Origin of the sequence: Streptomyces sp. NPDC006265, from assembly GCF_040613555.1 — a bacterium.
Lineage (GTDB): Bacteria > Actinomycetota > Actinomycetes > Streptomycetales > Streptomycetaceae > Streptomyces.
In genome coordinates this window covers 1-8,105 of the sequence record NZ_JBEXSH010000386.1, presented here as the reverse complement: position 1 = coordinate 8,105, position 8,105 = coordinate 1, and the positions used below count along the sequence as shown (strand labels likewise).

The window sequence follows — 8,105 nt, the reverse complement described above, 5'->3', positions numbered from 1 at the left end:
GGCCCTCGGGGGCGGCGATCTCGGCGGCGACCCGGTCGTAGTGCTTGCGGATGGCCGTCATCGTCGCGTAGAAGATCACCATGCCGAGCAGGGCGACCCAGGCGCCGTGGGTGAACTTGGTGAGGAGGACGACGACCAGCACCAGGCCGGTGAAGAAGGCGCCGAAGGCGTTGATGGCGCGGGAGCGGACCATGTGGCGGCGCTTGGCCTGGTCCTTCTCGGTGGCCAGGTTGCGGTTCCAGTGCCGGACCATGCCGGTCTGGCTGAGCGTGAAGGACACGAACACGCCGACGATGTAGAGCTGGATCAGTCGGGTGGAGTCGGCGCCGTAGATTCCCACCAGCAGTGCGGCGGCGCCGGCGAGGAGCACGATGCCGTTGGAGAAGGCGAGCCGGTCGCCGCGGGTGTGCAGCTGGCGCGGCAGGTAGCGGTCCTGGGCGAGGATCGAGCCGAGCAGCGGGAATCCGTTGTAGGCGGTGTTGGCGGCGAGGAACAGCACGAGCGCCGTGGCCGCGGCCAGGATGACGAACGGGAGGCTGCCCTTGCCGAACACGGCTTCGGCGACCTGGGAGATCACCGGGTTCTGGACGTAGTCCGGGCCGAGCGGAACACCATTGCTGACGAGGTCCTTGGCCGGGTTCTCGGCCATGCGGACATCGGTCGCCATGGCGAGGCCGATGATGCCGCAGAACATGGTGACGGCCAGCAGGCCCATCGCGGCGAGGGTGGTCGCGGCGTTCTTCGACTTGGGCTTGCGGAAGGCCGGGACGCCGTTGGAGATCGCCTCGACGCCGGTGAGGGCGGCGCAGCCGGAGGAGAAGGCGCGCAGCAGCAGGAAGACCAGGGCGAAGCCGGCCAGGCCTCCGTGTTCGGGCTTGATGGCGTAGTCCGCCGTCGGGGCCCGCATGGTGTCGTCCAGGACCAGGCCGCGGAAGGCGCCCCAGGCGATCATGGTGAAGACGCCCGCTACGAAGATGTACGTCGGAATCGCGAACAGCGAGCCCGACTCCTTCACCCCGCGCAGGTTCATCAGGGTCAGCAGCACGATCACGCCGATCGCGCAGAGCACCTTGTGCTCGACGACGAAGGGGATCGCGGAGCCGAGGTTCTCGATGCCGGAGGAGATCGACACCGCGACGGTGAGGACGTAGTCGACGAGCAGCGCGCTCGCGACCGTCAGACCGGCCTTGGGCCCGAGGTTGGTGTTCGCCACCTCGTAGTCGCCGCCGCCGCTGGGGTAGGCGTGCACGTTCTGCCGGTACGAGGCCACCACGGTGAACATCAGCACGACGACCGCGACGGCGATCCAGGGGCTGAAGTGGTACGCCGTCACGCCCGCGATCGACAGGACCAGCAGCACCTCGCCGGGCGCGTACGCCACGGAGGACAGCGGGTCGGAGGCGAAGACGGGGAGTGCGATGCGCTTCGGCAGGAGCGTTTCGCCCAGCCGGTCGCTGCGCAGTGCGCGCCCGATCAGGATCCGTTTGGGCACGTCGGTCAGTTTGGACACAACAGAGGATCGTAGGCGTTCGATTGCGGGGTCGCCCACCCGCCACCCCCCATCGGCGTTCCGTCTGCTCTCCGAGTGAATTCAAAGGCGCATGCGGCTGCGGATTCCGCAGGTCACCCGCTTCGCATGCCTATATGACTAAGCCCCGCCCGTCTTACGGCCGTTGCCGCCCCTGGAGGTCCCATGCACACGCCCGCCCAGCTGATCGGCGCCGCGGCCACCCTCTTCGCCCTCGGAATCCTGACGGTGGCGAGTGTGCGCAGCATCAGCCGCCGCAAGGACGTGTCGCAGGGGGCGCGCTAGTGCCGCGGCAGGCAACGTTCGCCCGTTGAGGAGCGGCGTCCGGTGCGTGCTCTCGGCGTGCCGGCCGGAAGCCCTCGTACTGGACGTACTCGGGGTTTCGGCCGGTGCGGCCAGTGGGGGTACCCCCTGCTCGAGCGGAGTCGAGAGCGTGGGGGAGCGTGCCGGGCATCGTGGGGCGAACGTTGCCTGCCGCGGCACCAGGGGCGCGGGGCTGTATCGATGTGCGGCTCCGCCGCGTGGGCGCGACCAGCCCCCACGCACCCGCAGACGGCACACTCACCGCATCAGCATCCCCGCAGCCTCCACCAGCTCCTCGGACGGCCCGGCCACAAGCCCCAGCTCCGCGCTCGAAGCCAACAGCCGATGCGCGGGAAGGATCCGCACCGTGTACCCAAAAGGCCCGGTGCGATCCAGCGACAAGGGCCCCTCATACACCCAGCGCCCCTCCTGATCGGCGGAGCCCACCGGCTTCAGGGGAACCACCGTCGCGTCACCGATCCGGTCCTCCTCGTCCACCCGCCCCGAGACGACCTGCACCTCCACGTCGTCCGGCCCGAGCTCCCCGAGCCCGGCCAGCACCCGAAGCCCCAGCGTCGTGCCGAGCTCCGCCAGCGCGGCCACCGCGGACGTCTCCACATGGTCGACCGTGACCCCCGGCCACGCCGCCCGCACCCGCCCCTTCCACTCGGCAAGCTCCCGCGCCGACTCCGGCACGAGCGAGCGGTGGGCGAGCGCCGCCGGCGCGTAGAGCCGCTCGACGTACTCGCGGACCATCCGCCCCGCCAGCACCTTCGGCCCGAGCAGGCTCAGTGTGTGCCGGACCATCTCGATCCACCGGTCGGGCAGCCCGCTCCGCCCGCGCTCGTAGAAGCGGGGCGTCACCCGCTGCTCCAGCAGGTCGTACAGCGCCGCGGCCTCTATGTCGTCGCGATGGTCGGGATCCGTCCCCACCCCGTCCGCCGTCGGGATCGCCCAGCCGAAGTCGGGCTGGAACCACTCGTCCCACCAGCCGTCGAGGACGGACAGGTTGAGACAGCCGTTGAGCGCGGCCTTCATCCCGGACGTGCCGCAGGCCTCCAGCGGCCTGAGCGGGTTGTTCAGCCAGATGTCGCAGCCCGGGTAGAGCTTCTGCGCCATCGCCATGCCGTAGTCCGGCAGGAACACGATCCGGTGCCGCACCCGGGGGTCGTCCGCGAACCGCACCAGCTCCTGCACCAGTCGCTTCCCGCCGTCGTCCGCGGGGTGCGCCTTGCCCGCCACGACGATCTGGACCGGCCGCTCGGGGTGCAGCAACAGGTCCATCAGCCGGTCCCGGTCGCGCAGCATCAGCGTCAGGCGCTTGTACGACGGCACGCGCCGGGCGAAACCGATGGTGAGGACGTCCGGGTCGAGCACGCCGTCGATCCAGCCCAGCTCGGCCGAGTGCGCGCCCCGCTGCCGCCAGGAGGCCCGCAGCCGCTCCCGCACCTCGGTCACGAGCTGCTCGCGCAGCACCCGCCGGAGGTCGAAGATGTCCTGGTCGGGGATGTCGGCCACCGTGTCCCAGCGGTCCGAGCCGCCGACGGTCAGCGCGTCCTCGGCGCGCTGGACGCCGATCTGGCGGGCGCCGAGCCGGAACACCTCGGGGGCGACCCAGGTCGGCGCGTGCACCCCGTTGGTCACGGACGTGATCGGCACCTCGTCGGCGTCGAAGCCGGGCCACAGGCCGGCGAACATCTCGCGGCTGACGTTGCCGTGCAGCAGCGAGACCCCGTTGGCGCGCTGGGCGAGGCGCAGGCCCATCACGGCCATGTTGAAGAGGTTGGTCTCCCCGCCGGGGTAGGTCTCCATGCCGAGCCTGAGGACGCGCTCGACGTCGATGCGGGGCAGCTCGGCGTCGGGGCCGAAGTGGCGGGCGACCAGCTCGCGGTCGAAGCGGTCGATACCGGCCGGGACGGGCGTGTGGGTGGTGAAGACGGTGCCGGCGCGGACCGACTCCAGCGCGGAGTCGAAGTCCAGCCCCTCGGCGCAGAGTTCGGCGATGCGCTCCAGCCCGAGGAACCCGGCGTGCCCCTCGTTGGTGTGGAACACCTCCGGCTCGGGGTGGCCGGTCAGCCGGCAGTACGTCCGTGCCGCCCGGACACCTCCTATGCCGAGGAGCATCTCCTGGAGCAGCCGGTGCTCGCTGCCGCCGCCGTAGAGCCGGTCGGTCACGCCGCGCTCGCCGAGGTCGTTCTCCTCGACGTCGGAGTCCAGCATCAGCAGCGGGACCCGCCCGACCTGTGCCAGCCAGATCCGGGCGTGCAGCTGCCTGCCGCCGGGCAGGGCGAGGGCGACCTGGGCGGGGGTGCCGTCGGTCTCCTCGAGCTGGACGACGGGCAGCTCGTTGGGGTCGAGGACCGGGTAGTGCTCCTGCTGCCAGCCGTCCCGGGACAGGCTCTGCCGGAAGTAGCCGTGCCGGTAGAGCAGGCCCACGCCGATCAGCGGGACGCCGAGGTCGCTGGCCGCCTTGAGGTGGTCGCCGGCCAGGATGCCGAGGCCGCCGGAGTACTGGGGCAGGGCGGCCGTGATGCCGAACTCGGGTGAGAAGTAGGCGATCGCGGCGGGCAGTTCCTCGGGCTGGGTCTGGTACCAGCGCTCGCCGGTCGTGTAGTCGTGCAGATCGCCCGCGACCGCGGCGAGGCGGCGCAGGAACGGGCGGTCCCCGGCCAGCTCCGCCAGCCGCGCGGGCGGCACGCTGCCGAGCAGCCGGACCGGGTCGCCGCCCGAGGCGGCCCACCGCTCGGGGTCGACCGACTGGAACAGGTCACGGGTCTCCGCGTGCCACGACCAGCGCAGGTTGCGGGCCAGATCGCTGAGCGGCCGGAGGGGGTCGGGGAGAACGGGTCGGACGGTGAATCGACGGATCGCCTTCACGGGTTCCACCTCGGCGCGTTCGCTGGATTTCGCAGGGCTTCGACGACGTCTCCTACGACAGTACCGGCGTCATGGCCCCCGCCGCTGAGGCTCCGCCACCCGACCCCCGATCGGCCTGAACAGCACCATCCGCGGATATGGCCGATTCCGCACCCATAGGCGTCCTTGTGGTGCTTCACACGCCACGAGAGGCTGCCTCTGGCGTACCGGCCCGCGCCCGCCGCACGCGGCGCCGCGCGGCAGCCGTACGCCGAGTCGAGGAGGGGAACTCGGACCATGGCTCGGACGCGCGAGCGACGTCTGCGCCGGACGGGGGGCCTGACGGCGGCGATCTGCGCCGCGGCGTTTTCGGCCACCACCCTGCCCGCGCACGCCGTACCGGAGGGGCGGATACTCGGCGCCGGATCACCCGGCTCCGTGCACGGAAGTTACCTGGTGACACTGAAGGAGGGCACGCAGGCCCGGTCGGCGACCGGAAAGGGCCTCGCCGAAAAGCACGGGGCGAAGATCAGCCACACGTACGGCGCGGCCCTGAACGGCTACGCGGTACGGGCGGGCGGGAGACAGGCCGCGCGGCTGGCCGCCGACCCCCGGGTCGCCTCGGTCGTCCAGGACACCCGTGTGCGGTTCGACGGCACCCAGCAGAACCCCCCGTCCTGGGGGCTCGACCGGGTCGACCAGCACAGGCCCTTGCTGGACCGGAGCTACACCTGGCCCCGGTCGGCCGGCGCGGGGGTGACGGTGTACGTCATCGACACCGGCGTCCGGACCACCCACGAGGACTTCGCCGGCCGGGCGAGCCATGGCTGGGACTTCGTCGGCAACGACCGGGTCGCCTCGGACACCAACGGCCACGGCACCCACGTCGCCGGCACGGTCGCCGGGACGTCCTGCGGCGTCGCGAAGAGGGCCCGGATCGTCTCCGTGCGCGTCCTCGACGCCGCGGGCGGGGGCACCACGGCCCGGGTGATCGCCGGGATCGACTGGGTGACCCGGCACGCGAGGAAGCCCGCGGTGGCCAACCTCAGCCTGGGCGGCCCGCACAACGACCGGCTGGACGCCGCCGTGCGCGCCTCCATCGCCTCCGGCGTCACCTACACGGTCGCCGCGGGCAACGACGGCAGGCCGGCCGGCCTGTACTCCCCGGGCAGCGTCAAGCAGGCCGTCACGGTCGGCGCGACCGACCGCGGGGATACAAAACCGGCCTTCTCCAACCACGGTCCGGCCCTCGATCTCTTCGCCCCGGGCGTCGGTATCACCTCCGCGTCCGCCGCGAGCGACACGGCGCGGGCCACTTTTTCGGGTACTTCGATGGCGTCCCCGCACGCCGCGGGCGCGGCCGCGCTCTATCTGGCCGAGCATCCGAAAGCGACTCCGGCCCAGGTCGGGGCGGCCCTGACCACCACCGCGGCAACCGGGAAGGTCTCCCGCCGGGGCCTCGGTTCACCGGACAAATTACTGCGGGTACCGCGCGCGTAGGACGAAGGAGCAGCCATGCCAGGGGGCCGGCCTGGTCCGTCGCGGACGAGGCCGGTCTTGTGTGTCGACATACGCGTGAGTAGTTAACAAAGTGCCGGATTGCCCACCCGAATAGGGTGGGAAGGCTCCTGCGGGTACCCCTCTCAGGAGCACCACGCAGGACCCACCTCCCCACAGACATCCGCCTACCCACGTTGACGCGGACAGGAGCGGTCATGCCCGCCAACCACCATTCGCCAGCACCCCCCAACCGCCGCACCACCGGGGCACGCGCCCCCGGCGGCGAAGCACGCCCCGCGCGCCCGGCCGGCGCCGGTCCAGCGGCCTCGCCACCACCACCCGAAGACGAGGCGACCGCCGTCGGGCGCATACCCGTACTGGATGTCCGCCCGATGGTCCGGCACGGCCGCCGGCCGGCCAAGGCCGTCACCGGCGAGACCTTCGAGATCTCGGCGACGGTGTTCCGGGAGGGGCACGACGCGGTCGCCGCCAACGTCGTCCTGAGGGATCCGGAGGGCCGCCCCGGCCCGTGGACGCCGATGCGCGAGCTCGCCCCGGGGACGGACCGGTGGGGTGCGACGGTCACCGCCGGGGAACCCGGCCGGTGGACGTTCACCGTCGAGGCATGGGGGGACCCGGTCAGCACCTGGCGCCACCACGCCGAGATCAAGATCCCGGCGGGCATGGACACGGATGTCGTCCTGGAGGAGGGCGCGCGTTTGTACGAGCGGGCGGCCGCGGGCGTGCCCGAGGAGGAGGGACTGCGCGACGTGATCCTCACCGCCGTCGACGCCCTGCGGGACGAGGACCGCCCTGCGGCGGCTCGTCTGGCGGCGGCGCTGACGCCGGAGGTGGACGCGGTCCTGGACCGGCATCCGCTGCGGGACCTGGTCACCAGCAGCGAACCCCTGCCGCTCCTCGTCGAGCGGGAGCGGGCCCTGTACGGCTCGTGGTACGAGTTCTTCCCGCGCTCGGAAGGCACCCCCGAGCAGCCCCACGGCACCTTCCGCACCGCAGCCCGGCGGTTGCCGGCGATCGCGGCGATGGGCTTCGACGTGGTCTACCTGCCGCCGATCCACCCCATCGGCACCACCTTCCGCAAGGGAAAGAACAACACCCTCTCCCCCGGCCCCGACGATGTCGGCGTGCCCTGGGCGATCGGCTCGCCGGAGGGCGGGCACGACGCCGTGCACCCCGCTCTGGGCAGCCTGGAGGACTTCGTCCGCTTCGTCGGGCGGGCCCGGGAGCTGGGCATGGAGGTGGCGCTGGACTTCGCGTTGCAGTGCTCCCCGGACCATCCCTGGGTGCAGAAACACCCCCAGTGGTTCCACCACCGCCCCGACGGCACCATCGCCTATGCGGAGAACCCGCCGAAGAAGTACCAGGACATCTACCCCATCGCCTTCGACGCCGACATGGACGGCCTGATCGCCGAGACGGTGCGGGTACTGCGGCACTGGATGGACGCCGGGGTGCGGATCTTCCGGGTGGACAACCCGCACACCAAGCCGGTGGTGTTCTGGGAGCGGGTCATCGCGGACGTCAACCGCACCGACCCCGATGTGATCTTCCTGGCCGAGGCGTTCACCCGGCCGGCGATGATGCACACCCTGGCCCAGATCGGCTTCCAGCAGTCCTACACGTACTTCACCTGGCGCAACTCCAAGGAGGAACTGACCGAGTACCTCACGGAGCTGTCGGGTGAGGCCGCCTCCTACATGCGGCCCAACTTCTTCCCCAACACCCCCGACATCCTGCACGCCTACCTCCAGCACGGCGGACGGCCCGCCTTCGAGGTCCGGGCGGTACTCGCGGCGACGCTGTCACCGTCCTGGGGCATCTACTCCGGCTACGAGCTGTGCGAGAACACCCCGCTGCGAGAGGGCGGCGAGGAGTACCTGGACTCGGAGAAGTACCA

Annotated in this window: 4 protein-coding genes; 2 read left to right on the top strand and 2 right to left on the bottom strand. The window is 71.5% G+C overall.

The annotated features are described in order from the left end of the window. On the bottom strand, nucleotides 1–1,510 hold a 1,510-nt coding region (locus tag ABZ281_RS27490; RefSeq protein ID WP_356659673.1), incomplete at its 3' end, for an APC family permease. Nucleotides 1,511–2,089: 579 nt separating this feature from the next. Continuing rightward, on the bottom strand, nucleotides 2,090–4,708 hold the full coding sequence (locus ABZ281_RS27485; RefSeq protein ID WP_356659671.1) for a glycosyltransferase family 1 protein: 2,619 nt from the start codon (nucleotides 4,706–4,708) through the stop codon (nucleotides 2,090–2,092). A gap of 276 nt (nucleotides 4,709–4,984) precedes the next feature. Here ABZ281_RS27485 and ABZ281_RS27480 point away from each other — a divergent pair, with 276 nt between their 5' ends. After that, a complete protein-coding gene (locus tag ABZ281_RS27480; RefSeq protein WP_356659669.1) occupies nucleotides 4,985–6,187 on the top strand; it encodes a S8 family peptidase in 1,203 nt (400 codons plus the stop codon). Between the two features lie 215 nt (nucleotides 6,188–6,402). Continuing rightward, a partial coding sequence (locus ABZ281_RS27475; RefSeq protein WP_356659667.1) for an alpha-1,4-glucan--maltose-1-phosphate maltosyltransferase occupies nucleotides 6,403–8,105 on the top strand: 1,703 nt, incomplete at its 3' end.

What these genes read in the sequence shown, in the direction of transcription:
- ABZ281_RS27480 (WP_356659669.1), top strand. Translation starts at nt 4,985, where the DNA reads ATGGCTCGGACGCGCGAGCGACGTCTGCGCCGGACGGGGGGCCTGACG.